Source organism: Prauserella cavernicola (genome assembly GCF_016595675.1).
Classification (GTDB): Bacteria; Actinomycetota; Actinomycetes; order Mycobacteriales; family Pseudonocardiaceae; genus Prauserella_A; species Prauserella_A cavernicola.
This window is the reverse complement of record NZ_JAENJH010000016.1, coordinates 44363-69617: the sequence shown is the minus strand read 5'-3', so window position 1 is coordinate 69617 and position 25255 is coordinate 44363. Positions and strand designations below refer to the sequence as shown.

The following is a 25255-nucleotide window of genomic DNA, read 5'->3' as shown; positions in this document are numbered from 1 at the left end:
CGTTCGACTTGCATGTGTTAAGCACGCCGCCAGCGTTCGTCCTGAGCCAGGATCAAACTCTCCAACAATGCATTAGAGAAAAACCTGGCTATATTCAACATATAGCCTCAAGCAAACCCACCAAAAACGGCGAGCCAAACTCAAAGACTACAAGCTCACAAACACACTGTTGAGTTCTCAAACAACACAAAGTTGCATTTTTTGTCGTCTTGACCAGAGCGCAAGCTTTCCTAACTCAAATCTTCTGATTCGATGTTAGGGAGCAGAACTCCGGCCGGGGAATTTTCCCCTACCTGGTAACCCGTGCTTCGGAACCTTCTCGGTTCTTTCGGCCCGGTCTCCCTGGCGACGAAGAAAAGATTACATGCCCTTGATCGCCCCCGAAACAGGGGGGTCACTTAACCACGAATTCGCTGGTCAGACACCCCGTAGGCCCGTTCGGCGGTGGGTCAGCGCCCCGTCAGTCCGAGGGCCTGCTCCGGGTACCGCTCGCCGGCGACCGCGTCCGCGGGCACGGCGCGCTCGATCGACGCCAGTTCCTCCGGCGTCAGCGCGATGTCGAGCGCGGCGACGTTCTCCTCCAGATACCTGCGGCGCTTGGTGCCCGGGATCGGGACGACGTCCTCTCCTCTGTGCAGGACCCATGCCAGCGCGAGCTGCCCGGCCGGCACGCCCCGGCGCGCGGCCAGTTCCTCCAGCGCGCGCACGAGCGCGAGATTGTGCTCCAGGTTCCCGGCCGCCAGCCGCGGATGACCGGCTCGACGCACGTCTCCGTCGTCGAAGTCGTCCGTCGACGTGAACCGGCCCGTGAGGAACCCGCGCCCCAACGGCGAGTAGGCGACGATGCCGATCCCCAGCTCCCGGCACGTCGGCACGATCTCGGCCTCGAGCCCGCGCGTCCACAGGCTCCACTCCAGCTGCACCGCCGAGATCGGGTGCACCGCGTGAGCCCTGCGGATGGTGTCGGCGCCCGCCTCGGACAGCCCCAGATACCGGGCCTTTCCGCTCTCGACGAGGCGCGCCATCTCCTCGACGGTCTCCTCGATCGGCACCGTCGGGTCCACCCGGTGCTGGTAGTAGAGGTCGATCGTGTCGACGCCGAGCCTGCGCAGCGACGACTCCGCCGTCTGCCGCACGTACTCCCTGTCCCCGCGCACGCCGCGCACCGACGGGTCGCGCTCGTCGCGCACCAGCCCGAACTTGCTGGCGAGCACCACCTGTTCGCGGCGGTCCGCGATGGCCCTGCCCACCAGTTCCTCGTTGCGGCCGTAGCCGTACATGTCGGCGGTGTCGAGCAGCGTCACGCCCAGCTCGAGTGCCCGGTGGATCGTCGCGATCGACTCCGTGTCGTCGCCCGCGCCGTAGAAGTCGCTCATCCCCATGCAGCCGAGCCCCTCGGCGCTGACGGTGAGCTCGCCGAGGTTTCTGGTCCGCGTCACGCGCTGGCCTCCCTGGGCAGCGGCGCGCCCTGCTCGATGCGCTCGTAGTTGTCGATCTTGTAGTCGAGGATCTCGAGGGACGACTGGAGTTCGGCGATCCGCTCCGCGACCGCACCGCGCTGCTCCACGAGGATGGCCTTGCGCCTGCCCGCGCTCGCGAGCCCGCGTCTGCGCAGCGTCGCGTACTCCCGCATCCGCCGGATCGGCATGCCCGTGGTGCGCAGCTTGGTCAGAAAGCTCAGCCAGGCCAGGTCCTCCTCGGAGTAGGCCCTCCTGCCCGCGGTGTCCCGCGCGGGAGGCTCGAGCAGCTTGATGCGCTCGTAGTACCGGAGGGTGTCGATCGACAACCCGCTACGTCGCGCGGCCTCCGCTATCGAGTAGCTCATGAAATCGACCGTACGACCTGGAGCGCACTCCAGGTCAACTCCGGAGCGGGAGGTGTTCATCCGGTTCCGTAACACCGTCCCGTTATGGTGATCGACATGCCACGCCCGAGGACACACGACGAGGCATTGCGAGTACGACTGCTCGACCGCGCGAGCGAGCTGCTCGCCGCGGAGGGGGCCAAGGCGCTGAGCCTGCGCAGGCTCGCCGCGGCGGCGGAGACGTCGACGACGGCGGTGTACTCCCTCTTCGGCAGCAAGCCCGACCTGGTCAACGCCCTCTATTCGGAGGGCTTCCGGCACTTCGACCGGCGGCTGCGTTCGGTCTCCCGCACCGGCGACGCCGTGGAGGACGTGGTGCGGCTCGGGCTGGCGTACCGCGACAGCGCGCTGGCCGACCGCCGCCTCTACTCCGTCATGTTCAGCAACGCGGTGCCCGGGTTCGAGCCCAACGACGAGGCGAGCAAGCTGGCGATGGACGCGCTGCGGCCCCTGTGGGACGTGGTCTCCGACGGCATCGCGACCAAGGCGCTCGCGGACGTCCCGGTCGAGGTGATCGCGATGAGCTTCTGGGGCTGCGCGCACGGGCTCGTCTCGCTGGAACTGAACGAGACGCTGCCGCGCGAGATCAACTTCTGCCGCGCCTACGAGCCTGCCATCAGGGCCAACGCCAACGGCTGGCGCCGTTCCTAGACGGTGCCGTACTGCCGGTCCCCGGCATCGCCGAGGCCCGGCACGATGAACCCGGAATCGTTGAGCCGCTCGTCGATGCTCGCGGTGATGACGCGCACCGGCAGCCCCGAGTCCTCGAGGTGCTTGACGCCCTCGGGGGCCGCCAGCGCGCACACCGCCGTGACGTCGGTGGCGCCGCGCTCGGTGAGCAGGCGGATCGTGTACTCCATCGAACCGCCGGTGGCGAGCATCGGATCCAGCACGAACACGGGCCGCTTCGCCAGGGACTCCGGCAGCGACACCATGTACGGCGTCGGCTGCAGCGTCTCCTCGTCGCGCGCCAGGCCGACGAAGCCCATCTGCGCGTCGGGGATCAGCTTGTGCGCCTGGTCGGCCATGCCGAGGCCGGCCCTCAGCACCGGAACCAGCAGCGGCGGGTTCGCGAGGCGGTACGCGTCGGTGCGGGCCACCGGCGTGTGAATGCGCTCGGTGACCAGCGGCGCGTTGCGCGTGGCTTCGTACACCAGCATCACGGTCAGCTCGTGCAGAGCCGCGCGGAACGCCGCACTGTCGGTGCGGGCGTCACGCATCGTGGACAGGCGTGCGCGGGCCAGCGGGTGTTCGACCACGACGACATCCATGACCCGACACCCTAATCAGCGACGATGGTGTCGAGCCAGGTGACGGTCATCGCTAGGGTGTACTGGTGACGGAACAGCCTGGGGCGCGCGATCCGAAACAACTCCGCGCGTCGGACGCCGACCGCGAACGGGTTGCGCAGGTACTGCACAACGCGATGGGTGAAGGCCGAATCACCATGGCCGAGCTCGAGGAACGGCTCGGCACCGTGTACGGGGCCAAGACCCTCGGCGAGCTGGAACCGGTGCTGGAGGACCTCCCCGGAATCCAGCCCGCCCCGCAGCCGGGACAGTTGCCCGTGGTCGCGCAGCAGGCCCTGCCGCCCGAAGCCCGCATCGGCGGCAAGCCCGGCTCCACCACCTCGATCGCGATCATGTCCGGCGCCACCCGCAAGGGCAACTGGGTGCTGCCGCCGCAGCACAACAGCTTCGCCTTCTGGGGTGGCACCGAGATCGACCTGCGCAAGGCGCGGTTCGCGGAGAAGCACTCCACCATCACCGCGGTCGCGATCATGGGCGGGGTCGAGATCACGGTGCCCGACGACATCCACGTCGAGGTGACCGGCATCGGTTTCATGGGCGCCTTCGAGACCGTCGACAAGAAGAACGCGCGCCCCGAGGACGAGGTCCCTGCCGACGCGCCCACCGTCAAGATCAACGGCTTCGCCTTCTGGGGTGCCGTCGAGATCAAGCGTTTGCCCCGAGAGCCCAAAAAGAAGCAGATCGAGCAATAGCCGCAACGCGCTGGGGAACCGCGCAGGCGCATCCTCGGCCCCGCCGTCGCGACCACGGCTGTTCCAGGGCGCTGATCCACGGCGTCCGGTTACGCTCGTGCGCATGGCAACACCCACCTTGCCGGCCGAGCTCTCCGACGCCACCCGCGACGAGACGAGCCTGCGCCGGTTCCTGCACGGCTTGCCCGGCGTCGACCAGGTCGGCGTCGAACAGCGGGCCGCGGGCCTCGGCACCCGCAGCATCAAGAAGGGCTCCAAGCTCTGGGCGATCGACACGGCCATCTCCATGGTCGACCTGACGACGCTCGAGGGCGCGGACACGCACGGAAAGGTGCGGGCGCTGGCCGCCAAGGCGCGCCGCCCCGACCCCGACCGGCCGGACACGCCGCGGGTCGCCGCCGTGTGCGTCTACCCGGATCTCGTGTCCACCGCGGTCGGGGCGCTGACGGGCACCGGCATCGGGGTGGCGAGCGTGGCCACCGCCTTCCCGTCGGGCCGCTCGAGCCGGGAGGTCAAGCTCACCGACGTGGCACTGGCCGTGAACTCCGGCGCCTCCGAGGTCGACATGGTGATCGACCGCGGCGCGTTCCTCGAGGGCCGCTACGGACAGGTGTTCGACGAGATCCAGGCCGTCAAAGAAGCCTGTGCGGCAGCAGGCAACACCGCGCACCTCAAGGTCATCCTCGAGACCGGCGAGCTGGCGACCTACGACAACGTGCGCAGGGCGTCCTGGCTCGCGCTGCTCGCGGGCGGCGATTTCATCAAGACCTCCACCGGCAAGGTCTCCCCCGCCGCGACCCTGCCGGTGACGCACGTGATGCTGCAAGCCGTGCGCGACTGGTACGTCTCGACCGGCGAGCTGCGCGGCGTGAAACCCGCCGGCGGCATCCGCAACACCAAGGACGCGATCCGCTACCTCGTCGCGGTGCACGAGGTGGCCGGTCCGGAATGGCTGACGCCCTCGCTGTTCCGCTTCGGCGCCTCCAGCCTGCTCAACGACCTGCTGCTGCAGCGGCGCACCCAGCTCGACGGCCACTACAGCGGCCCCAAGTATGTGACGGTGGACTGACATGAGCATGTGGGAGTACGCGCCCGCGCCGGAGTCGCGCGAGATCGCGCGACTCAAGGAGAGTTACCGGCCGTTCATCGGCGGAGAGTTCGTCGACGGCGGCGGTGAACCGCTCAAGAGCATCAACCCGGCCACCGAGGAGGTGCTCACGGAGGTCGGCACCGCGTCCTCCTCCGACGTGGACGTCGCCGTGAAGGCCGCCCGCAAGGCCTACGACAAGACGTGGCGCAAGATGCCCGGCGCCGAACGCGCCAAGTACCTGTTCCGCATCGCGCGGCTCATCCAGGAGCGCTCGCGCGAGCTGGCGGTGCTGGAGACGCTGGACAACGGCAAGCCGATCAAGGAGTCGCGCGACTCCGACGTGCCCACCGCCGCGGCGCACTTCTTCTACCACGCGGGCTGGGCCGACAAGCTCGACTACGCGGGCTACGGTCCCGACCCGCAGCCGCTCGGCGTGGCAGGGCAGATCATCCCGTGGAACTTCCCGCTGCTGATGCTCGCGTGGAAGATCGCGCCCGCGCTGGCGACCGGCAACACGGTGGTGCTCAAGCCCGCCGAGACCACGCCGCTGACGGCGCTGGTGTTCGCCGAGATCTGCCAGCAGGCCGACCTGCCGCCCGGCGTCGTCAACATCCTGCCCGGCGCGGGCGACATCGGCTCCGAGCTGGTGGAGCACGCTGGCGTCGACAAGATCGCCTTCACCGGCTCGACCGAGGTCGGCAAGCTGATCCAGCGCTCGGTGGCGGGCACGTCCAAGCGGCTCACGCTGGAACTGGGTGGCAAGGCCGCCAACATCGTGTTCGACGACGCCCCGCTCGACCAGGCCGTCGAAGGCATCGTCAACGGCATCTTCTACAACCAGGGCCACGTGTGCTGCGCCGGTTCGCGGCTGCTCGCGCAGGAGTCCGTTGTGGATGAACTGCTGGAGAAGCTGCGGTACCGCGTCTCGACACTGCGACTCGGCGACCCGCTGGACAAGAACACCGACATCGGCGCCGTGAACTCGGCCGAGCAGCTGGCCAAGATCCGCGAGCTCGCCGAGTCCGGCGACGCCGAGGGCGCGCAGCGCTGGACCAGCCCGTGCCCGGTTCCGGAGCGCGGTTTCTTCTTCGCGCCGACGGTGTTCTCGGACGTCGAGCAGTCGATGCGGATCGCGCGCGAGGAGATCTTCGGGCCGGTGCTGTCGGTGCTCACGTTCCGCACGCCCGACGAGGCCATCGCCAAGGCCAACAACACCCCGTACGGGCTGTCGGCCGGGATCTGGACCGAGAAGGGCTCCCGGATCCTGTGGGCGGCGAACCAGCTACGCGCGGGCGTGGTGTGGGCCAACACGTTCAACCGGTTCGATCCCACCGCCCCCTTCGGCGGATACCAGGAGTCGGGCTTCGGGCGCGAGGGCGGCCGGACCGGACTGGAGGCGTATCTCGATGTCTGACAACAGGATCTCCGTCGCCAAGACGTACAAGCTCTACGTCGACGGCAAGTTCCCGCGCTCGGAGTCCGGCCGCACCTACCCGGTGACCGACTCGAAGGGCGCGTTCCTCGCCAACGCCTCGCACGCCTCGCGCAAGGACGTGCGCGACGCGGTGGTCGCCGCGCGCAAGGCCTTCGGCGGCTGGTCCGGCGCGACCGCCTACAACCGGGGCCAGGTGCTGTACCGGGTCGCCGAGGTGCTGGAGGGCCGCCGGGAGCAGTTCGCGGCCGAGGTCGCGGCGTCCGAGGGACTCCCCGCGCGCAAGGCCCAGTCCGTTGTGGACGCCGCCGTGGACAGGTGGGTCTGGTACGCGGGCTGGACGGACAAGATCGCGACCGTGCTCGGCGCGGCCAACCCGGTGGCGGGGCCGTACTTCTCGTTCACCGTGCCGGAGCCGACCGGGGTCGTCGGGGTACTCGCGCCGCAGGAGTCGTCGCTGCTCGGCCTGGTGAGCGTGGTGGCGCCGGTGCTGGCGACCGGCTGCACCGCGGTGGTGGTGAGCAGCGCCGACCGGCCGCTGCCCGCGATCACGCTGTCGGAGGTGCTCGCGACGTCGGATGTGCCCGCGGGTGTGGTCAACGTGCTGACCGGCAAGGCGAGCGAGCTCGGCCCGTGGCTGGCCTCGCACGGCGACGTCAACGCGCTCGACCCGACGGGAGCAGGCCCGCTGGGCCGCGTCGAGATCGCGCGCGAGGCCGCGGGCACCGTGAAGCGGGTGCTGGCCGTGCCGGAGGACGAGCCTGACTGGACCCGCCGCCCGGACATCGCGCGCCTGCGCCGCTACCTGGAGCCGAAAACGGTCTGGCACCCCCAGGGAGTCTGATGCCGCGCGAGTCCCCCGCTCGGGCGCGCGAGTCCCCCGCTCCAGTCCGCGAGTCCCCCGCTCCAGTGCGCGAGTTCTGCGTTCCGGAGCGGGCCCGCGGCGCCAGGTCGGACGATTCGACGAACCGAGCAAGTGTCGACAACCTGGGCGTTGAGCGGCGCGCGCTGGTTCCGGGCCTGGAGCGCGGGCAGTAGTACCGCAGCCGAGGCGGCAGCTGCCGACCGAAGCGTGGAACTCGCGGGTGCGAGCCGTCCCCAGCGGGGGACTCGCGTGCCTGAGCGGGGAACTCGCGCCCGAGTGCGGGACTCGCAGTCATAAGCGGAGAACTCGCGTGTCCGAGCCGTTCCCGGCGGGGAACTCGCGTGCCCGAGTGGGGGACTCGCGTGCCTGGGCGGGGGACTCGCGCGGGGCGCGGCGGGGGTTCGGTCAGAGTTGGTTGACCGACTTTATTCGGATCACCGCCGCGCCCTCGTCGTCCGAGGCGGCCAGGTCGACCTCGGCGCTGATGCCCCAGTCGCGGTCGCCCTCCGGGTCGTCGAGGATCTGCCGCACCCGCCACACGTCCTGTTCCTGCTCGATCATGAGCAGGGCCGGGCCGCGCGCGTTCGGACCGGTGCCCAGCTCGGCGTACTCGTCGAAGTACGCCTCGATCGCTTCCTCCCACGCGTCGGCGTCCCAGCCGGACGCCGCGTCGAGCGAGCCGAGCGTCTCGTAGTCCCGCCGGGCGGCGAGCTCCACCCTGCGGAACAGCTCGTTGCGCACCAGCACGCGAAACGCCCGCTCGTTGCGCGTCACCGGAGGTGGCCCCTCGGGCACGCCGTGCGGGCGCTCGCCGACCTCCTCCGGATGCCGCAGCGCCTCCCACTCGTCCAGCAGGCTCGAGTCGACCTGCCGCACCAGCTCGCCGAGCCACTCGATGAGGTCCTGCAGCGGCTCGGTCTTGGCGTCGTCGGGCACGGTCCGGCGCAGCGCGTCGTAGGCGTCGGCGAGGTAGCGCAGCAGCACGCCCTCGGACCGGGCCAGCCCGTAGAACCCGATGTACTCCACGAAGTTCATCGCGCGCTCGTACATGTCCCGCACCACGGCCTTCGGCGCGAGCTCGTAGTCGGCGACCCACGGATGCCCCTGCCGGTAGCGCGAGTACGCGGCCGCCAGCAGCTCCTCGAGCGGCTTCGGGTAGGTGACGTCCTCGAGCAGCGTCATGCGCTCCTCGTACTCGATGCCCTCGGCCTTCATCGCGGCGATGGCCTCGTTGCGCGCCTTGAACTGCTGCTGCGCGAGCACCTGCCTCGGGTTGTCCACCGTGGACTCCACGATGGACACCACGTCGAGTGAGTACGTCGGCGACTCCGGGTCGAGCAGCTCCACGGAGGCGAGCGCGAGCGGCGACAGCGGCTGGTTGAGCGCGAAGTCGAACTGCAGGTCGACGGTGAGCCGCACGGTCCGGCCCTGTTCGTCCGGCTCGGACAGCTGCTCGACGACGCCGGCGGCGAGCAGCGCGCGGTACACGGCGATCGCCCGCAGGATGTGCCTGCGCTGCGCGGGCCGTTCCTCGTGGTTGTCCTCGAGGAGGTGGCGCATGTGGTCGAAGGCGTTGCCCGGCCGCGAGATCACGTTGAGCAACATCGAGTGGCTGACGGCGAAGCTCGACGTCAGCGGCTCCGGCTCGGCGGCGACGAGCCGGTCGAAGGTGCTCTCCGTCCAGTTGACGAAGCCCTCCGGAGCCTTCTTGCGCACGATCTTGCGCTTCTTCTTCGGGTCGTCGCCCGCCTTGTCGAGCGCCTTCGCGTTCTCGATGACGTGGTCGGGCGCCTGCACCACGACGTAGCCGTCGGTGTCGTAGCCCGCGCGGCCGGCGCGGCCCGAGATCTGGTGGAACTCCCTGGCCTTGAGGTGGCGCTGCCGAACGCCGTCGTACTTCGTCAGCGCCGAGAGCACGACCGTGCGGATGGGGACGTTGATGCCGACGCCGAGGGTGTCGGTGCCGCAGATGAGTTTGAGCAGCCCCGCCTGCGCGAGCTGTTCGACGAGCCGCCGGTACTTGGGCAGCATCCCGGCGTGGTGCACGCCGATGCCGTGGCGCACCAGCCGGGACAGCGTCTTGCCGAAGCCCGCCGAGAACCGGAAGGCGCCGATCGCCTCGGCGATGGCGTCCTTCTCCGCGCGCGTGGTGACGTTGATGCTCATCAGCGCCTGCGCCCGCTCCACGGCCGCGGCCTGGGAGAAGTGCACGACGTAGACGGGAGCCTGACCACCGTGCAGCAGCTCCGACACCGTCTCGTGCATCGGGGTCAGTGCGTAACGGAACGTCAGCGGAACGGGACGCTGCGCCGAGGTGACCACGGACGTCGGCTTGCCCGTCCGCCGCGTGAGGTCCTTCTCGAAGAAGGTGACGTCGCCGAGCGTGGCCGACATGAGCACGAACTGTGCGTGCGGCAGCTCCAGCAGCGGCACCTGCCAGGCCCAGCCCCGGTCCGGCTCGGAGTAGAAGTGGAACTCGTCGGCGACGACCTGACCGACGTCGGCCTCGGCGCCGTCGCGCAACGCGATGTTCGCCAGAATTTCGGCCGTGCAGCAGATGATCGGCGCATCGGGGTTCACACTCGAGTCGCCGGTCATCATCCCGACGTTGTCGGCGCCGAAGATGTCGATGAGCGAGAAGAACTTCTCCGACACCAGCGCCTTGATGGGCGCGGTGTAGTAGCTCCGCTTGCCGTGCGCGAGCGCCGTGAAGTGCGCACCCACCGCCACCAGGCTTTTTCCCGAACCGGTCGGCGTCGAGAGGATGACGTTGGCGCCCGAGACGACCTCGATCAGCGCTTCCTCTTGTGCCGGATACAGCTCGAGGCCACGCTGTGAGGTCCAGGTGGAGAACGCGTCGAACAGCGCGTCGGGGTCCGCGTCGGCGGGCAGCTGGTCAGTGAGGAAGTCAGTCATCGTGCTCCCGATCGTGCCTGGCGGCCCTCCGGCCCGGCGAACGGGTACCGGGGGTGATCGCGGCCCGAGGTCGGAACCCGTAGGCTTTCGCCTGTCGCGTTCGGTTCGGCACTAATCGGGTCGGCACGAGCACAGGGTGTTTCCGGAGGGCGGAATGGCACAGGACATTATCCCGATCGAGCTCGGGCTGCCACAAGGCGATCTGGTGACCCTGTGGGCGCCACGATGGCGAGAGGACGGCGAGGAGTGGGAGGCATTCCTCGGTGACGAGGACGACCTCTACGCGTTCCCCGACGCGGCGCACCTCGCCGCGTTCGTGCGCACCGCGGAGCAGCACGACCTCGTCGACCACCCCGCGTGGGAGGCCGTGCCGGAACTGAACGTGCCCGAGCTGATCCCCGACGACGACCACTCCTTCGACCTGGTCGGCGTTCCGGAGATGGTCGCGGAGCAGCCCGACTCGTGGACGCTGGCCGAGCTGGCGGAGATCGTCGGCATCGTCCGCTCGCTCGCCGACGTGTGCGAGCTCGACGAGGTGCACGAGATCCTCGACGGCTGCGAGGGCTTCTCGCTGCTCGACCAGGGTCAGCTGCCGTTCACCGGTCGTGAGGGCGCGCGCCTGTGGAACGACCTGTCCGAGACCGTCTCCGAGAAGTGGGACGTCATTCTCGACAAGATCGACGAGCTGGTGACCGTTCCCGAGGTCGACGCCACGACGCTCGACCAGACGGCCGAGGAGCTCGCCGCGTTCCACGAGGAGTCGGCCGAGGCCGAGGCCGGTGTGGACACCGAGTCCGACGGTGACGACCTGGACGAGATCGACTCCGACTCCGAATCCACCGACGAGGACGACGACGCCGAGGAGCCGGTGGGCTTCTGGGCCGAGGTCGGCATCGACCCGATCAAGATCGTGCTGTCGGAGAAGGAGTACTTCACCCTTCGCTGCTACCTCGACGACGAACCGATCTTCCTCGGCTCCGACGGCACCATCGAGGTGTTCGGCTCCGAGAAGGCGCTCGCGCGCAAGCTCGCCGACGGCGGCGAGTTCGCCGACACCGACCTCGCCGACGTGTCCACTTGGGACGAGGTGCTGACGAAGGCGACGGCGGGCGAGCTCGAGATCGAGGTCGACCCCGACAACACCTACGTGATCACCGGGCTCGACGAGGACATCGCCGAGGGACTCGACGCGATCGACCCGACGCAGCTCGAACTGGCCGTGGAACTGGTCACCGATGCTGCCGACTGGGCGGGTGACGACAGCGTCGCCTCGGCACTGTCGAGTTCGGAGAGCCTGGGCTGGCTGGTGTCGTTCGTACTGCGGCCCGACCCGACGCGCCTGGCCCCGAGCCCGCCGTTCGACGCCGAGCAGAAGGCGTGGCGGGCAGTGGTCGAGACCTTCGAGGACCGGATCAACCTCAACTGAGGATCCGCTCAGCGGTGCTCCGGTTCGGCACGGACCGGAGTGAGCCAGATCGCGGCCACCGGGAACAGGGCGACGAGTGCGAACGCGGACGCGTAGTGCGACTCGCCGATCACCAAGCCGAGCAGCGGCGGCGTGAGCACGGCCGCGATGTTCTGCGCGGTGTTCTGCGCGCCCATCGCCCTGCCCGCCCACGAGATGCCCGCGAGTTCGGCCGAGGCCGTGAACCCGAGGCCGTTGTCGCTGACCGTGATGACGCCCGCGAGCACGAGTGCCAGCACGACGAGCCACGGCCAGCTGACGTCGCCCAGTGCGACGAGCAGCATCACCGCCGCGCTGGCCACCGCGAGCACCCGCATGGGGCGCATCCTGCTGCGGACGCGGTCGGACCAGTACCCCGTGGCGAGCCTGCCGAGCGCGCCGAGCCCCTGCACCACGGCGAGGAACCAGCCCGCGGACAGCGGGCTCCAGCCGTGCATCGCGACGAGGTAGATGGGCGCGAACGTCGAGACGGTGAACTGCGGGATGACGAGTAGCGTGCTGGCCCCGTGCAGTCGCCACAGCGCGGGTGAGCGGTAGGGCGACACCGGTGCGGGGCCGCTCGGGTCCTTCGCGGGCCGGGGCGGGTCGGTGACGAGCCACGCGACGAGCAGTGCGACGACGAGCGAGAACACCGCGGGGAACACGATCGCCACCCGGAACCCGCCGTGTTCGGCCAGCGGGGGCAGGGCGAGCGCGGCGACGCCGACGCCGAGCGGTTGCGCGGTCTGTCTGATGCCCATCGCCATGCCGCGCTCGTGCGCGCCGAACCAGCCCATCACGACGCGTCCGCTCGCGGCGTTGACCGACGCCGTGCAGGCGCCGGCCACGACGAGCAGCGCGAACAACGCCGCGAGCGAGTGTGTGCCGAGGCCAGCGACGAGCAGCAGCACACCCGAGGAACCGAGACCGAGGGCCATGATCAGGCGCTCGCCGTAGCGGTCGGCCGCCGCGCCCCACGCGATGAGCGTCAGCAGCAGCCCGATACTCGGTGCAGCCACCACGGCCCCGGCTTCACTCAATGAGAGGTTTTCGGCCTCGCTCATCGCGGGGACGAGGAACGGGATGCCGTAGAGGAACGAGCAGCTCGCCGTCTGCGCGGCGTGCCCGAGCCCGAGGATCAGCCAGCGCCTGCGACCGATGGCGTGCTGCCCAACGTCCGTCATTCCGTCCCACCATATGAGAATTGACTCTTATATAGTGGACTTTACTTCGCATGGCTAAGCAACGCAAGGTTATGCGTTGCCGGCCGGGAGGACGTCAGAGCAGAGCGGCGTAGCCCGGTTTGATGACCTTATTGATCAGGTCCAGCCGTTGATCGAAATCGATGAACGCGGATTTCATGGCGTTGATCGTGAACCACTGGACGTCGGCCCAGCCGAAGCCGAAGGCCTCCGACAGCGCGGCGAACTCCGAGGACATCGAGCAACCGCTCATCAGCCGGTTGTCGGTGTTGACCGTGATGCGAAAGCGCAGCTTCGCGAGCAGTCCGATGGGATGTTCGGCGATCGAGTCCGCGGCACCGGTCTGCACATTGGACGAAGGGCAGATCTCCAACGGGATGCGACGATCCCGGACATACGCCGCGAGCCTGCCCAGTTGAACCTCGCCGTCGGCGGAGGTCTTGATGTCGTCGACGATGCGCACACCGTGGCCGAGCCGCTCCGCGCCGCAGTGCTGAATGGCCTCCCAGATCGACGCGAGCCCGAATGCCTCGCCGGCATGAATGGTGAAATGCGCATTGTTCACGCGCATGTATTCGAAAGCGTCGAGATTGCGGGTGGGAGGAAAACCGGCCTCGGGTCCCGCGATATCGAATCCCACGACACCGGCATCGCGATAGCGCACCGCGAGTTCGGCGATTTGCGCCGCCCGCGCGTGCTGGCGCATCGCGCAGAGCAGTGTGCCGGTGCGGATCGGCGTGCCCTTCTCCTCCGCGCGGCGCTCACCCTCCGTGAAACCGGCCTGAACAGCCTTAATCACCTGGTCGAGTGAGAGACCGCGCTCGACGAAGAGCTCCGGCGCGTACCGGACCTCCGCGTAGACGACGCCGTCGTCGGCGAGGTCCTCCACGCACTCCGCGGCGACGCGGATCAGCGCGTCCTCGGTCTGCATCACGCCGCACGTGTGCGCGAACGTCTCCAGGTACGACTCCAGCGATCCGGAGTTCGCCGCGGCCCGGAACCACCGGCCGAGCTCGGCGACGTCGGTGGTGGGCAGCCCCTCGTAACCGGTGGATTCGGCCAGCTCAACGACCGTGCGCGGGCGCAACCCGCCATCCAGGTGGTCATGGAGCAGCACCTTCGGAGCCCTGCGCAGGTCCTGCGCGGTAAGGGCGGTTCTCGTCGACATGCGTCGACGGTACCCGCGCGCACCCTGACCACCGGGGCAACGCGACCGGTCACCTGGGTGGCCGTCGAGTCTCACCTTCGACCTAACACTCAGCCCGGTTGACCAATTCGTTATTCGGCCATCGGAGTTGCACGTCGATGCCGAATTCACGGGGGCGATACGCAGAGCAATTGCGCGGTAGATAAGCTTCCGCCCACGTCCCATCTCCTTTTCCCCGCCGATGAAGGACAACCGCAGTGACGACTGACAACCACCTCGCAGCTCCGTCGTTCGACCGGATGCGCAACATGTTGGTGCGCGCGGCCGAAGTCCGGGAGAGCGAGCAGCAGCAGATCTTCGACGCGCTCGATGACATCTACGCCCGGCTCGCTCCGGTCGACTCGCTCGGAGCTGTGCGCAAGCGGCTGTCCGAGCTGCCCGACCGCACCGAGGTCAGCGTGCTGGCCGAGCGCCTCGACGAGGCCATGACCCGGCTCGAAGCGCAGGACAACGCCATCGCCGACGTCGCGAGGGCGGTGGAGTCCATCGTCGACAAGCTGGCGAAGCCCTTCGCCCAGCTCGACGGAAGGCTCGACGGCGTCGCGGCCCGGTTCGAGGGCGTGGCGGGCCGCATGGACGGTCTCGAGGACAAGCTCGAGAACATCCACCGCAGGCTCGACGAGCTCGGCAGCCACCTGGACAAGCAGGACGACAAGCTGGACGCGATGCCCAGCACGGTCGGCGGCCCGGTGCGCGAGCGCATCGACACGCTGGAGTCCGGTGTCAAGGAGCGCGTCGAGCGGCTCGACTCCGACACCAAGGAGCGGATCGGCAACAGCACCGAGACGCTGCGCACGGCCCTGACCGAGACCGCCGAGATGGTGGACTCCTCGGAGCGCCTCGACAACCTGGGCCAGCGCCTCGAGCAGGTCACCGGCAAGCTCGACGACGTGACCGCCAGGCTCGACAAGGTCGAGGAGGGCTTCACGGCCCGGATCGGCGACCTCGACGGCTCGGTGAAGTCCGGGCTCGCCAAGGTGGAGGGCACGCTCTCGAAGCAGCCGGACAACGACTACTTCAGCTCCGTGGTGCGCAAGAGCAACGAGGAGTCCGAGCGTCGCATCGGCGGTCAGCTCGACGAGGCCATGGCGACCTTCGCGGAGCTGATGCTCGGCGGCGGGCCCGCCCCGCAGACCGTGGCCGTCGCTCCGCCCGCTCCCCGGCAGCCGCGGCGCCGCAACGGCCGCGCGCAGAAGGGCCCCGAGTCGAAGGCCAAGACCAACGGTTCGGAAGCCGACGCCGAGGACTGAGTCCCCGCGCAGCTGACGATGCGGTGAAGGGCACCTTTACTGCGTTCAACGCAGTAAAGGTGCCCTTCACCGCATCCGGGGTGTGTTAGCCGCGGATCACGTCAAGGACTGTGCCCTCGCCCACGGCGGGGGCATCGTCGTGTCCGGGGTTGTGCTCGCCGATGTCGTAGGCGCCCTGCAACGCCGCGAGAGCTCCCGCGACGGCGTCGGGGGTGTCGGTGTGCAGTTCCAGCAGCGGCCGCCCCCGCTCGACGCGCTCACCGGGTTTGGCGAGGCACCGGATGCCGGCGGCGAGCTGGACCGGGTCCTCCTTGCGAGCCCTGCCGGCTCCCAGCCGCCACGCGGCCAGGCCGACCGCGTAGGCGTCGAGCCGCGTGAGGACACCGGTCTCCGAGGCCTCCACCACGTGCACGTGAGCGGGTTTGGGCAGCTCCGCGTCGGGATCGCCGCCCTGCGCGCGGATCATCCGGCACCACGTCTCGTAAGCCTCTCCCGACGCCAGCGCCTCCTCGGCGTCCAGGTGGGACAGCCCGGCGAGGGTGAGCATCTCCCTCGCCAGCGCCAGCGTCAGCTCCACGACGTCGGGGGGCCCGCCGCCCTTGAGCACCTCGACGGCCTCGGCGACCTCGACCGCGTTGCCGACCGCCGACCCAAGCGGGGTGCTCATGTCGGTCAGCAGTGCCGTGGTGGCCACCCCGTGCGCGGCGCCGATGTCGACCAGCGACCTGGCCAGCACCCGCGCCTGCTTTTCGGTCTTCATGAACGCGCCCGAGCCGACCTTGACGTCAAGCACCAGCGCGCCGGAACCCTCGGCGATCTTCTTGCTCATGATCGAGCTGGCGATGAGCGGCACCGACTCCACGGTGGAGGTGACGTCGCGCAGCGCGTAGAGCTTGCGGTCGGCGGGAGCCAGCGTCGGCGTCGCCGCGCACACCACGGCGCCGATCTCGGCGAGCTGCCTGCCGATCTCCTCGGCCGACAGCTCGGCCCGCCAGCCCGGGATGGACTCGAGCTTGTCGAGCGTCCCGCCGGTGTGCCCGAGGCCCCTGCCGGACAGCTGCGGAACCGCGGCGCCGCACGCGGCCACGAGCGGGGCCAGCGGCAGCGTGATCTTGTCGCCGACCCCGCCCGTGGAGTGCTTGTCGACCGTCGGCCTCGCCACGTGCAGCGACAGCCGCTCGCCGGAGTCGATCATCGCTCCGGTCCAGCGGGCCGTCTCGGCGGAGTCCATGCCGTTGAGGAACACGGCCATGGCGAGCGCGGCCATCTGCTCCTCGGCCACGATGCCGCGCGTGTAGGCGTCGACGACCCAGTCGATCTGCTCGGAGGAGAGCCGTTGCCCATCCCGCTTGGCGCGGATGACGTCGACAGCGGCGAACGGTTCCATGGCACTCACCCCGGAAGGTCGGCGGGCCCGAAAGCGTCGGGCAACACCTGTGACATCGGCAGAACACCGCTCGGTGTGTCGACCAGACAGCTCGCGCCACCGAGTTCGAACAGGATCTGCCTGCACCGGCCGCACGGCATCAGCAGGTCACCGGCACCACTGCGGCACGCGACGGCCACGAGCCTGCCGCCTCCGGACAGGCGCAGCTGCCCCGCCATCGTGCACTCGGCGCAGAGCCCGAGGCCGTACGACGCGTTCTCGACGTTGCAGCCCGTCACCAGCCTGCCGTCGTCGACGAGACCGGCGACGCCCACCTGCAGGCCGGAGTACGGCGCGTACGCCAGCTGAGCCGCACGCACCGCCTCCTGCCTCAGCGCCTGCCAGTCGGGCGCGGCCGCGCTCATCCGCCCTCGCCCCTGCGATAGGTACGGCCGATCCATTTGGGTACGCGCAATCGTTGTGCCGCGAGCGAGAGCACCAGCAGCGTCACCACGTACGGCGCGGCGCTGACGAGCTCGGGCGGCACCTGGTCGGAGAGCGCGAACCACACGATGAACAGCACACCGATGACGGTCGCCACGCTCGCCACCGCGTAGCGCTTGCCCCTCAGCTGCACCACGGCGAGCACGAGCAGCGCGATGCCGAGCAGCAGGAGCAGCGCGTGCACGGCGCCCTCGCCACGCAGCTGCATGGCGTCGGTGTAGCCGAACAGGCCGGCACCCGCGGCGACGCCGCCGGGCCGCCAGTTGCCGAAGATCATCGACGCGAGGCCGATGTAGCCGCGGCCACCGGTCTGACCGTCGCGGAACTGGCTGGAGGCCACCGCGAGGATCGCCCCGCCCAGCCCGGCCAGCGCACCCGACATCGTGATGGCGGCGTACTTGTACTTGTAGACGTTCACGCCCAGCGACTCGGCGGCGAACGGCGCCTCGCCGCACGAGCGCAACCGCAGGCCGAAGGCCGTGCGCCACAGCGCGTACGCGGTGGCCACGAACAGCACCAGCGCGACCACGGTCAGCAGCGACACGTCCGTGGTGAGCCCGCGCAGCAGGCCCGCGAGATCCGACACGAAGAACCACTGCAGCTGCTCGATGTCGCCGAGCAGCGTCGACAGCCCCGGAATGCTCACGTGGGGCACGTCCTCGATCGGCGGCGACTGCTTCTGGCCTCCGCCGGGGGCGTCGGTGAAGTACAGCTTCGCGAGGAACAGCGTCAGTCCCGGTGCCGCGAGCGTGATCGCCACACCGGAGATGATGTGGTCGACGCCGAAGGTCACGGTGGCGACGGCGTGGATCAGACCACCGACCGCGCCGAGCGCCACACCGGCGACGATGCCCACCCAGGGGCCGTACTGGTAGCCGAACAGACCGGCCCCGAAGGTGCCGAGCACCATCATGCCCTCGAGCCCGATGTTGATCACACCGGCGCGTTCGGACCAGAGCCCGGCCAGACCGGCCAGCGCGATCGGCACCGCGGCCGTGAGCGCGGCCGCCACCGTTCCGCTGGAGGTCAGGTTGCCCGCGCCCGTGAGCACGCGCACCAGCGACACCACGACGAGCGCGGCGACGGCCAGTGCGAAGTAGATCATCGGCGACCTGCGCCTGCGCGACGGTGCGACGGTGTCCTGCACGCCGACGGCGAGTCCACTGGCGGTCATCCCTGCACCTCCTCCGGCGTCTTGGTGGTACCCAGCGCACGACCGACGTCGCGCTGCTCGAGCCGGAGCTTGTAGCGGCGCACCAGCTCGTAGGCGATCACGACGGACAGCACGATCACGCCCTGCATGATCACGACGATCTCCTTCGGCACGCCGGAGAGGTCCAGCACGTTCGAGGTCTGGTCCAGCGCGCCCCACAGGAACGCGGCGAACGCCATGCCGATGGGGTGGTTGCGGCCGAGCAGCGCGATCGCGATGCCCGTGAAGCCGAGGCCCGCGGGGAAGTCCAATGCGTACGAGTGCGAGTCGCCCAGCAGCTGCGGCAGGCCGACGAGCCCGGCGACGGCCCCGGAGAGCAGCATGCTCGCCAGCACCATCTTCTTGACGTTCACGCCACTCGCGACGGCGGCCGACTCGGACTCACCGGTCGCCTTGAGGTCGAAGCCGAACCGGGTGCGGTTGAGCATGAACCAGTAGGCCACCCCGACCACCGCGGCCAGCGCGACCAGTCCGTAGACGTCCGACGACGAACCCGAATAGGGGATGCCGGGCACCTGGCCGCCCTCGGTGATCGGCGCCGTGCCGATGTTGTTGCTTCCTGCCACCGTCACCGCGAGGCGGTCGGGGTTGAGCAGGAACGCCACCAGTGCCGTCGCGATCGCGTTGAGCATGATCGTCGAGATGACCTCGCTCACGCCGCGCGTGACCTTGAGGAACCCGGCGATGCCCGACCAGACCGCGCCGACCAGCATCGCGGCGAGGATCGTCAGCAGGATGCGCACCACCGACGGCAGCGACTCCATGAAGGAGGCACCGGCGAGCGCGGCCGCGAGCATCGCGGCGAGCCGGTACTGCCCGTCGACCCCGATGTTGAACAGCCGCATCTTGAAGCCGATGGCCACCGCGACCGCCGACAGGTAGTACGTCGTGGCACTGTTGAGCGAGTTGGCGATCGTGCGCGGCCGCTCGAGCGAGCCGATCATGTCCTCGGCCACCGAGAACGGCGGGTGACCCGTGATCGACAGGATGACGCCGCACACGAGCAGCGCGAACACGAGCGCGCCGACGGGAGCCGCGAGGCCGAGCCCGACCGAACGCAGCGAGATCCTTCCCATCAGTTCTCCCCTGTCTCGCGGGACACCCGCGCCCGGTCGGCCCGCATGATCAGGGCTGCGCGATGGTCAGTCATGCGGTCCTCCGTCCCCCGCACCGGTCATGGCGGAGCCGAGTTCCTCCGGCGTGACGGCCGTCGGGTCGTAGGAAGCGACGAGCTTGCCCCGCAGGATCACCGCGAGGCTGTCGGACATGCCGATGAGTTCGTCGAGGTCGGCGGAGATCAGCAGCACGGCGAGGTGCTCGGCGCGGGCCTTGCGGATCTGCTCCCAGATCGCGGCCTGCGCGCCGACGTCGACGCCGCGCGTCGGGTGCGAGGCGATCAGCAGCACCGGGTCACCGCTCATCTCCCTGCCGACGATCAGCTTCTGCTGGTTGCCGCCGGACAGCGACGCGGCTGCCACGTCGATGCTGGGCGTGCGGACGTCGTACTCCTCGACGATCCGCTCGGTGTCGGCCCGCGCGCCCGCGCGGTTGAGCAGCAGACCGCGCGCGCTCGGCGCCCTGGTCTGGTGGCCGAGGATGCGGTTCTCCCACAGCGTCGCCTCGAGCAGCACGCCCTGGCGGTGCCGGTCCTCGGGCACGTAGCCGACGCCCGCGTCGCGGCGCTTGCGGGTCGAGAGCTTGGTGATGTCCTTGTCCTGCAACATGATCCGGCCCGACTGCAACGGGCGGATACCCATCAGGGCTTCCACCAGCTCGGCCTGCCCGTTGCCCTCGACACCCGCGATGCCCAGCACCTCGCCCGCGTGGATGGTGAACGACATGGCGTCGAGCACCGCCCTGCCGTCGGGCGAGGTGACGGTGAGGCCCTCGACCTCGAGCACCGGCGTCTCGGTGACCGTGGACTCGCGCAGCTCCGGCACGGGCAGCGCACTGCCCACCATCAGCTCGGCGAGCTGGCGCGCGGTGACCTCGCCGGGGCTGACGCTGGCGACCGTGGTGCCCCGGCGCATCACCGTGATGTCGTCGGCGACCGAGAGCACCTCGTCGAGCTTGTGCGAGATGAACAGGATCGTCAGGCCCTCGGACTTGAGCTCGCGCAGGTTGCCGAACAGCTCGTCGACCTCCTGCGGCACGAGCACGGCCGTGGGCTCGTCGAGGATGAGGATGCGGGCGCCGCGGAAGAGCACCTTGAGGATCTCGACGCGCTGGCGTTCCCCGACCCCGAGCTCGTCGACGAGCCGGTCGGGCTCCACGCCGAGCCCGTAGCGGGCGGAGATGTCCTTGATCTTGGTGCGCGCGGCCTTGAAGTCGATGCCGCCACCCGAGCGGGGCTCGTCGCCGAGCACCACGTTCTCGAGGACGGTGAGGTTGTCGGCGAGCATGAAGTGCTGGTGCACCATGCCGATGCCGACCGCGATGGCGTCCGCCGGGGTGGTGAGGTCCGTCGGCGAGCCGTCGATCGAGATCGTGCCCTCGTCGGGGCGCTGCATCCCGTAGAGGATCTTCATCAGGGTCGACTTGCCCGCGCCGTTCTCGCCGACGAGCGCGTGGACTGTTCCGGTCCGGACGGCCACGTTCACGTCGGAGTTCGCCACGACTCCGGGGAAGCGTTTGGTGATGCCGCTGAGCTCGACGGCGAGCGCAGGTTCGCTGGTGCTGATGGTGCACGCTCCTTGCCGGTGCTACACGCGAGCCGACGGGCCCGAGGGGTCGCCCCAGGCCCGCCGGCTCACGCGCGCGTTCCGCTTACGTGGTCGAAGGAACCTCGATCTCGCCCGAGATGATCTTCTGCTTGTACTCCTCGAGCTGCGGCTTGATGTCCTCGATCTTGCCGCCGCTCGTGGCGTACTGCACGCCACCGTCAGAGAGGTCGTAGACCGTGTTGCCGGCCTTGAAGGAGTCGCCGTCGACCGACTTGATGAAGTCGTACACGGCCAGGTCCACGCTCTTGACCATCGAGGTGATGATCACGTCCTTCACGTCGTTCAGCGACGGGAGGTTGTACTGGTCGGAGTCGACGCCGATGCCCATGGCGCCCTTCTCCTTCGCGGCACGGAAGACACCACTGCCCGAGCCACCGGCGGCCGCGTAGATCACGTCGGCGTCGGCGTCGAGCATGCCGTTGGCGGCGGTCTCACCCTTGGCGGGGTCGTTGAACCCGCTGTAGTCCGGCGGCTGGGTCAGGTACTTGACCTGCACCGTGGCGTCCGGGGTCACGGCCTTGACGCCCGCGGTGTAGCCGGCCTCGAACTTCTGGATCAGCGGGGTGTTCACACCACCGACGAAGCCGACGCTGTCGGTCTTGCTCTTGAGCGCCGCGGCGACACCCACGAGGAACGAGCCCTGCTCCTCGGCGAAGGTGAGGTTGGCGATGTTGGGGCCGTCGTCGGTGCCCGGCGTGAAGTCGTCGACGATCGCGAACTTCACCTCGGGGAAGTCCGTGGCGACCTTGCCGAGCGGACCCGCGTAGGCGAACCCGACGGCGATGATCGGGTTGTACCCGCCCTCGGCGAGCTGCCGGAGCCGGTCCTCCTTCTGGGCGTCGGTCTCGCCCTGGCTGGCCTCGAGCTCGGTGGCCTCGATCGAGAACTCGTCTTTGGCCTTGTCCAGACCACGAGCCGCGGAGTCGTTGAACGACTGGTCGCCACGCCCACCGATGTCATAGGCGAGCCCGATCTTGAGCTCGCCCGATGCTCCGCCGGAGTCGCCGCCGTCGTCGGACGCTCCACAGCCGGCCAAAGCCAGCACGCCGGCCATGGCGATTGCCGCCAGCGCTCCACCACGCTTTCGACGCACGGTGTGTCTCCCTCCCCGCGGTTGTCGCGGACGAACTGAGAACGGCCCGGCGCTACTGCCGGGTCGACTGGCGAACCGTACCGCTCTGTGAGATTGAGGGCATACGGATGCCACCCCGCGTAACCCAAATGTTTACTGGTGGACCGCGTGCGCAGTCATTCACACACTGTCGGTGACGACGGTCGTGATCACCCGACGCGGTGAACTCCCCGTGAGGAGACCTGGGACACGTCCGTTGTCGTGCTCAGTGTCTGGTCCGTCACAGACAACAACCCGACGTTGAGCCGGCTCGTACGCGCGGGTCTAGCATCCCCTCGTATCCACGCTCGACGACCCTGACCACGGCAAAGTCGCGGTCCCGCCGGGCTAAGTCCATCAGTGACGTTGGAGGCCGTACACCGATGTCCACCACTGCGAGCACCGCCGCCGAGGCGGGAGCGAGTGATCGGGCTGGCGCCTCACGCCGGAGCGGAACGTTCTACCGCGGCGACCCGGGCATGTGGTCCTGGGTGCTGCACCGCATCACCGGCGTGCTCACCTTCTTCTTCTTGTTCGTCCACGTTCTCGACACCGCGCTCGTGCGGGTGTCGCCGAACGCGTACGACGAGGTCATCGAGACCTACAAGACGCCGTTCGTCAACCTGCTCGAGGTAGCCCTCGTCGGCGCCGTGCTCTATCACGCGCTCAACGGGATCCGAATCATCCTCGTCGACTTCTGGTCGAAGGGCCCGAGGCTCCAGCGACCCATGCTGTGGGGCATCGTCGGTATCTGGGTGGTCGTGATGATTCCCGGCACCTACTTCATGCTCGAGCGCACGCTCAGCGAAATGTTCGGAGGCGGACACTGATGGCTGACGCGCTCGCGCTCGACAAGCCGCGCGCCCCGCGCAGGCCCGCCGCCCGGCGGAGCAACTTCGAGCTCTACAGCTGGCTGTTCATGCGCATCTCCGGCCTCGCGCTGGTGGTGCTGGTGCTCGGCCACCTCTTCATCATGAACATCCTCGACGGTGGTGTGCACCGGCTGAACTTCGCGTTCGTCGCCGGTCGCTGGGCCTCGCCGTTCTGGCAGTTCTGGGACCTGTCGATGCTGTGGCTCGCCGAGCTGCACGGCGGCAACGGACTGCGCACGATCATCGACGACTACGCCCGCAAGGACTCGACGCGCTTCTGGCTGAAGATGCTGCTCTACGTGTCGATGGCCGTCATTCTCGTGCTCGGAACGCTGGTGATCTTCACCTTCGATCCCAACATCTCGGCCAGCTGACACCACCACACGGAGTTCGGACATCATGCAGGTTCACAAGTACGACGTGGTGATCATCGGTGCCGGCGGCGCCGGTATGCGCGCCGCGATCGAGTCCGGTCAGCGTGCGCGCACGGCGGTGCTCACCAAGCTCTACCCCACGCGCTCGCACACCGGCGCCGCGCAGGGTGGCATGTGCGCCGCTCTGGCGAACGTCGAAGAGGACAACTGGGAGTGGCACACCTTCGACACCGTCAAGGGTGGCGACTACCTCACCGACCAGGATGCCGCGGAGATCATGGCCAAGGAGGCCATCGACGCGGTGCTCGACCTCGAGAAGATGGGGCTGCCGTTCAACCGGACCCCCGAGGGCAGGATCGACCAGCGCCGCTTCGGCGGCCACACGCGTGACCACGGCAAGGCCGCGGTGCGCCGCTCCTGCTACGCCGCCGACCGCACCGGTCACATGATCCTGCAGACGCTGTACCAGAACTGCGTCAAGCACGGCATCGAGTTCTACAACGAGTTCTACGTTCTCGACATCGTCATGACCGAGACCCCGGACGGCCCGGTGGCCTCCGGCGCCGTCGCCTACGAGCTCGCGACCGGTGAGATCCACGTCTTCAAGGCCAAGTCGATCGTGTTCGCCACGGGTGGCTTCGGCAAGGTCTTCAAGACCACGTCCAACGCGCACACCCTGACCGGCGACGGCATGGGCATCTACGCGCGCAAGGGCCTGCCGCTGGAGGACATGGAGTTCTACCAGTTCCACCCGACCGGCCTGGCCGGGCTGGGCATCCTCCTCACCGAGGGCGCCCGGGGTGAGGGCGCGATCCTGCGCAACGAGTCGGGCGAGCGCTTCATGGAGCGCTACGCCCCCACCATCAAGGACCTCGCGCCGCGCGACATCGTCGCCAGGTCGATGGTGCTCGAGGTGCTCGAGGGCAGGGGCGCCGGTCCGAACAAGGACTACGTCTACCTGGACTGCACCCACCTCGGCGCCGAGGTGCTGGAGACCAAGCTGCCCGACATCACCGAGTTCGCGCGCACCTACCTCGGCGTGGACCCGGTGGAGGAGCCGGTGCCGGTGTACCCCACCGCGCACTACGCGATGGGCGGTATCCCGACCAACGTGCACGGCGAGGCACTGCGCGACAACGACCACGTCATCCCCGGCCTCTACGCCGCGGGTGAGGTCGCGTGCGTGTCGGTGCACGGCGCCAACCGCCTCGGCACCAACTCGCTGCTGGACATCAACGTGTTCGGCCGCAGGGCGGGCATCGCGGCCGCGGAGTACGCGCACGGCCGCGAGCACGTGGAGCTGCCGGAGAACCCGGCGACACTGGTCGAGGGCATGGTCGAGCACCTGCGCACCGCCCACGGCGGCGAGCGGGTCGCCGACATCCGCACCGAGCTGCAGCAGACGATGGACTCCAACGCGGCGGTCTACCGCACCGAGGACACGCTGAAGCAGGCGCTGACCGACGTGCAGGCGCTCAAGGAGCGCTACGGCCGGATCGCCGTGCAGGACAAGGGAAAGCGGTACAACACCGACCTGCTCGAGGCGATCGAGCTCGGGTTCCTGCTCGACCTGGCCGAGCTGCTCGTCAACGCGGCGCTGGCCCGCAAGGAGTCCCGCGGCGGTCACGCCCGCGAGGACTACCCGAACCGGGACGACGTCAACTTCATGCGGCACTCGATGTCGTACAAGATCCTGCCGGACGAGGTCGACCCGGACGCCCCGCTGGGCCTGAGCGGGTTCATCTCGGACATCCGGCTGGACTACAAGCCGGTGACCTTCACCCGGTACGAGCCGATGGAGCGCAAGTACTGATGCCTTC

The 25255-nt window shown here is 69.0% G+C and carries 22 protein-coding genes and 1 rRNA gene; 10 read left to right on the top strand and 13 right to left on the bottom strand.

Going from position 1 to position 25255, the window contains the following annotated elements:
- The 3 genes from JHE00_RS33855 to JHE00_RS33845 all read right to left on the bottom strand — a co-directional run.
- Window positions 1-68, bottom strand: a 16S ribosomal RNA gene (locus JHE00_RS33855); the annotation flags it as partial.
- A 381-nt stretch (window positions 69-449) separates the two neighbouring features.
- Entirely contained in the window at window positions 450-1382 is a 933-nt protein-coding gene (locus JHE00_RS33850) for an aldo/keto reductase (protein WP_200326192.1), read from the bottom strand.
- 53 nt (window positions 1383-1435) lie between these two features.
- Entirely contained in the window at window positions 1436-1825 is a 390-nt protein-coding gene (locus JHE00_RS33845) for a MerR family transcriptional regulator (protein ID WP_200326180.1), read from the bottom strand.
- Window positions 1826-1921: 96 nt separating this feature from the next.
- Between JHE00_RS33845 and JHE00_RS33840 the strand changes: the two genes are divergently transcribed.
- Window positions 1922-2515: a TetR/AcrR family transcriptional regulator gene (locus JHE00_RS33840; protein WP_200326178.1), complete on the top strand. Its 594-nt coding sequence runs from the start codon at window positions 1922-1924 to the stop codon at window positions 2513-2515.
- Here JHE00_RS33840 and upp read toward each other — a convergent pair.
- Window positions 2512-3135 carry a uracil phosphoribosyltransferase gene (upp, locus tag JHE00_RS33835; RefSeq protein ID WP_200326176.1) on the bottom strand — a complete coding sequence of 208 codons (624 nt, stop codon included), beginning with the start codon at window positions 3133-3135 and terminating at the stop codon, window positions 2512-2514. The two genes, JHE00_RS33840 and upp, sit on opposite strands and share 4 nt — an antisense overlap.
- Window positions 3136-3200: 65 nt before the next feature.
- On the opposite strand from upp, the gene JHE00_RS33830 reads away from it, so the two are divergent.
- The 4 genes from JHE00_RS33830 to JHE00_RS33815 all read left to right on the top strand — a co-directional run bounded on the left by JHE00_RS33830 (window position 3201) and on the right by JHE00_RS33815 (window position 7232).
- Window positions 3201-3866, top strand: coding sequence for a DUF1707 SHOCT-like domain-containing protein (locus JHE00_RS33830; protein WP_200326175.1), 666 nt, complete (start codon window positions 3201-3203; stop codon window positions 3864-3866).
- A gap of 103 nt (window positions 3867-3969) precedes the next feature.
- Window positions 3970-4935, top strand: coding sequence for a deoxyribose-phosphate aldolase (gene deoC, locus JHE00_RS33825; protein ID WP_200326173.1), 966 nt, complete (start codon window positions 3970-3972; stop codon window positions 4933-4935).
- 1 nt (window position 4936) lies between these two features.
- On the top strand, window positions 4937-6370 hold the full coding sequence (locus JHE00_RS33820; RefSeq protein ID WP_200326171.1) for an aldehyde dehydrogenase family protein: 1434 nt from the start codon (window positions 4937-4939) through the stop codon (window positions 6368-6370).
- On the top strand, window positions 6363-7232 hold the full coding sequence (locus JHE00_RS33815) for an aldehyde dehydrogenase family protein (RefSeq protein ID WP_200326169.1): 870 nt from the start codon (window positions 6363-6365) through the stop codon (window positions 7230-7232). Before JHE00_RS33820 ends, JHE00_RS33815 begins: the two co-directional genes overlap by 8 nt.
- Before the next feature lie 426 nt (window positions 7233-7658).
- Here JHE00_RS33815 and JHE00_RS33810 read toward each other — a convergent pair whose 3' ends face one another.
- Entirely contained in the window at window positions 7659-10169 is a 2511-nt protein-coding gene (locus JHE00_RS33810; protein ID WP_200326167.1) for a DEAD/DEAH box helicase, read from the bottom strand.
- Between the two features lie 154 nt (window positions 10170-10323).
- Here JHE00_RS33810 and JHE00_RS33805 point away from each other — a divergent pair, with 154 nt between their 5' ends.
- On the top strand, window positions 10324-11595 hold the full coding sequence (locus JHE00_RS33805; RefSeq protein ID WP_200326165.1) for a SatS C-terminal domain-containing protein: 1272 nt from the start codon (window positions 10324-10326) through the stop codon (window positions 11593-11595).
- An 8-nt stretch (window positions 11596-11603) separates the two neighbouring features.
- Here the strand turns inward: JHE00_RS33805 and JHE00_RS33800 are convergent, their stop codons facing one another.
- Entirely contained in the window at window positions 11604-12797 is a 1194-nt protein-coding gene (locus JHE00_RS33800) for an MFS transporter (protein ID WP_200326163.1), read from the bottom strand.
- A gap of 94 nt (window positions 12798-12891) precedes the next feature.
- Window positions 12892-13983, bottom strand: a complete 1092-nt coding sequence (locus JHE00_RS33795; RefSeq protein ID WP_200326190.1) for an adenosine deaminase — start codon at window positions 13981-13983, stop codon at window positions 12892-12894.
- A gap of 236 nt (window positions 13984-14219) precedes the next feature.
- Between JHE00_RS33795 and JHE00_RS33790 the strand changes: the two genes are divergently transcribed.
- Window positions 14220-15272 carry a PA containing protein gene (locus JHE00_RS33790; protein ID WP_200326161.1) on the top strand — a complete coding sequence of 351 codons (1053 nt, stop codon included), beginning with the start codon at window positions 14220-14222 and terminating at the stop codon, window positions 15270-15272.
- An 85-nt stretch (window positions 15273-15357) separates the two neighbouring features.
- On the opposite strand, the gene JHE00_RS33785 is transcribed toward JHE00_RS33790, so the two are convergent.
- The 6 genes from JHE00_RS33785 to JHE00_RS33760 form a co-directional block, all read right to left on the bottom strand.
- A complete protein-coding gene (locus JHE00_RS33785) occupies window positions 15358-16659 on the bottom strand; it encodes a thymidine phosphorylase (RefSeq protein ID WP_200326159.1) in 1302 nt (433 codons plus the stop codon).
- A gap of 5 nt (window positions 16660-16664) precedes the next feature.
- Complete coding sequence (locus JHE00_RS33780) at window positions 16665-17063, bottom strand: cytidine deaminase (RefSeq protein ID WP_200326156.1); 399 nt, start codon at window positions 17061-17063, stop codon at window positions 16665-16667.
- Entirely contained in the window at window positions 17060-18316 is a 1257-nt protein-coding gene (locus tag JHE00_RS33775; protein ID WP_200326154.1) for an ABC transporter permease, read from the bottom strand. Before JHE00_RS33775 ends, JHE00_RS33780 begins: the two co-directional genes overlap by 4 nt.
- Window positions 18313-19431 (bottom strand): ABC transporter permease, encoded by a 1119-nt coding sequence (locus tag JHE00_RS33770; RefSeq protein WP_200326152.1) that lies wholly within the window; start codon window positions 19429-19431, stop codon window positions 18313-18315. Before JHE00_RS33770 ends, JHE00_RS33775 begins: the two co-directional genes overlap by 4 nt.
- A gap of 66 nt (window positions 19432-19497) precedes the next feature.
- The gene (locus JHE00_RS33765; RefSeq protein ID WP_200326188.1) at window positions 19498-21036 is read right to left on the bottom strand and encodes an ABC transporter ATP-binding protein; all 1539 of its coding nucleotides are present in this window, start codon (window positions 21034-21036) and stop codon (window positions 19498-19500) included.
- An 85-nt stretch (window positions 21037-21121) separates the two neighbouring features.
- Window positions 21122-22171 (bottom strand): BMP family lipoprotein, encoded by a 1050-nt coding sequence (locus JHE00_RS33760; RefSeq protein ID WP_200326150.1) that lies wholly within the window; start codon window positions 22169-22171, stop codon window positions 21122-21124.
- Window positions 22172-22572: 401 nt separating this feature from the next.
- Between JHE00_RS33760 and sdhC the strand changes: the two genes are divergently transcribed.
- From sdhC to sdhA, 3 genes are read left to right on the top strand one after another with little or no spacing between them, the layout of a single operon-like run.
- The gene (sdhC, locus tag JHE00_RS33755; RefSeq protein ID WP_200326148.1) at window positions 22573-23019 is read left to right on the top strand and encodes a succinate dehydrogenase, cytochrome b556 subunit; all 447 of its coding nucleotides are present in this window, start codon (window positions 22573-22575) and stop codon (window positions 23017-23019) included.
- Window positions 23019-23435 (top strand): succinate dehydrogenase hydrophobic membrane anchor subunit, encoded by a 417-nt coding sequence (locus tag JHE00_RS33750; protein WP_200326147.1) that lies wholly within the window; start codon window positions 23019-23021, stop codon window positions 23433-23435. Before sdhC ends, JHE00_RS33750 begins: the two co-directional genes overlap by 1 nt.
- 25 nt (window positions 23436-23460) lie before the next feature.
- The gene (sdhA, locus tag JHE00_RS33745; protein ID WP_200326145.1) at window positions 23461-25248 is read left to right on the top strand and encodes a succinate dehydrogenase flavoprotein subunit; all 1788 of its coding nucleotides are present in this window, start codon (window positions 23461-23463) and stop codon (window positions 25246-25248) included.
- Window positions 25249-25255: the final 7 nt, after the last annotated feature.

What these genes read in the sequence shown, in the direction of transcription:
- JHE00_RS33850 (WP_200326192.1), bottom strand. Translation starts at nt 1,382, where the DNA reads ATGGGGATGAGCGACTTCTACGGCGCGGGCGACGACACGGAGTCGATC.
- JHE00_RS33845 (WP_200326180.1), bottom strand. Translation starts at nt 1,825, where the DNA reads ATGAGCTACTCGATAGCGGAGGCCGCGCGACGTAGCGGGTTGTCGATC.
- JHE00_RS33840 (WP_200326178.1), top strand. Translation starts at nt 1,922, where the DNA reads ATGCCACGCCCGAGGACACACGACGAGGCATTGCGAGTACGACTGCTC.
- upp (WP_200326176.1), bottom strand. Translation starts at nt 3,135, where the DNA reads ATGGATGTCGTCGTGGTCGAACACCCGCTGGCCCGCGCACGCCTGTCC.
- deoC (WP_200326173.1), top strand. Translation starts at nt 3,970, where the DNA reads ATGGCAACACCCACCTTGCCGGCCGAGCTCTCCGACGCCACCCGCGAC.
- JHE00_RS33820 (WP_200326171.1), top strand. Translation starts at nt 4,937, where the DNA reads ATGAGCATGTGGGAGTACGCGCCCGCGCCGGAGTCGCGCGAGATCGCG.
- JHE00_RS33815 (WP_200326169.1), top strand. Translation starts at nt 6,363, where the DNA reads ATGTCTGACAACAGGATCTCCGTCGCCAAGACGTACAAGCTCTACGTC.
- JHE00_RS33810 (WP_200326167.1), bottom strand. Translation starts at nt 10,169, where the DNA reads ATGACTGACTTCCTCACTGACCAGCTGCCCGCCGACGCGGACCCCGAC.
- JHE00_RS33805 (WP_200326165.1), top strand. Translation starts at nt 10,324, where the DNA reads ATGGCACAGGACATTATCCCGATCGAGCTCGGGCTGCCACAAGGCGAT.
- JHE00_RS33800 (WP_200326163.1), bottom strand. Translation starts at nt 12,797, where the DNA reads ATGACGGACGTTGGGCAGCACGCCATCGGTCGCAGGCGCTGGCTGATC.
- JHE00_RS33795 (WP_200326190.1), bottom strand. Translation starts at nt 13,983, where the DNA reads ATGTCGACGAGAACCGCCCTTACCGCGCAGGACCTGCGCAGGGCTCCG.
- JHE00_RS33785 (WP_200326159.1), bottom strand. Translation starts at nt 16,659, where the DNA reads ATGGAACCGTTCGCCGCTGTCGACGTCATCCGCGCCAAGCGGGATGGG.
- JHE00_RS33780 (WP_200326156.1), bottom strand. Translation starts at nt 17,063, where the DNA reads ATGAGCGCGGCCGCGCCCGACTGGCAGGCGCTGAGGCAGGAGGCGGTG.
- JHE00_RS33775 (WP_200326154.1), bottom strand. Translation starts at nt 18,316, where the DNA reads ATGACCGCCAGTGGACTCGCCGTCGGCGTGCAGGACACCGTCGCACCG.
- JHE00_RS33770 (WP_200326152.1), bottom strand. Translation starts at nt 19,431, where the DNA reads ATGGGAAGGATCTCGCTGCGTTCGGTCGGGCTCGGCCTCGCGGCTCCC.
- sdhC (WP_200326148.1), top strand. Translation starts at nt 22,573, where the DNA reads ATGTCCACCACTGCGAGCACCGCCGCCGAGGCGGGAGCGAGTGATCGG.
- JHE00_RS33750 (WP_200326147.1), top strand. Translation starts at nt 23,019, where the DNA reads ATGGCTGACGCGCTCGCGCTCGACAAGCCGCGCGCCCCGCGCAGGCCC.
- sdhA (WP_200326145.1), top strand. Translation starts at nt 23,461, where the DNA reads ATGCAGGTTCACAAGTACGACGTGGTGATCATCGGTGCCGGCGGCGCC.